We start from the raw sequence: 706 nt of genomic DNA on the forward strand, positions 1-706 counted from the left end.
AATACAAGTATCTGTAACACGATTATAGTGATTATCCAATAGCTCTCTTTCTTGCTCAGCTGTCAAATCTCTATAATTCGGGATTCTTTTGTAGTGTGAGTGTGCCACAAGGTTCATCACATCCTCTTCCAAATTAGCACCAGTACAAGAAATAAAGTGGACTTTATCTTGACGGATCATTTCTGCCAAAGAAACACCCAATTCAGCGGTAGACATTGCACCTCCCAAAGAGATCAACATTTTTCCACCATCCAATAGATGTTCCTCGTAACCTTTTGCAGCATCTACTAATGCAGCTGCGTTAAAGTGACGGTAATTATGCTCAATAAATTGAGAAATAGGTCCTTTTTGAGTACTCATGATATTTTCTAACTTTTATAAAATAATAAGTATCGCAAAGGTACTGAATATAATCTATTTTCGTCCCAATAGAGATTCAAAACGCGTATAGACCACATTTTTTTAACAAATGTAAAAAAAATGGTATTCCTAGGCTGCGATTATAAACGTGACGCTTCTCCTTCGATCGAAGCTTAGTATTCGAAGCTTTGATCTATTGCATTGGCTAATTTCTGAACAAAATCAGGTTTCACATTTTTATCAATGGCATTGATGTTATCCAGCTCAAGAAGAAGTGCCGGTATTTTAGCACTACGTAAAACAACATGTTTTGTACTGATCTGAGGCCTATTCACCGATAATCCAT

General features: G+C 36.3%; 1 protein-coding gene. It reads right to left on the reverse strand.

Annotation, left to right across the window (positions count from 1 at the left end):
* Positions 1 to 360, reverse strand: a 360-nt coding sequence (locus B2X72_RS26085; RefSeq protein ID WP_286852110.1) for a deoxyhypusine synthase family protein, incomplete at its 3' end; no start/stop codon positions are given.
* Positions 361 to 706: the final 346 nt, after the last annotated feature.

This window comes from Sphingobacterium sp. UBA7253 (assembly GCF_002472745.1).
Taxonomy (GTDB): Bacteria; Bacteroidota; Bacteroidia; order Sphingobacteriales; family Sphingobacteriaceae; genus Sphingobacterium; species Sphingobacterium siyangense.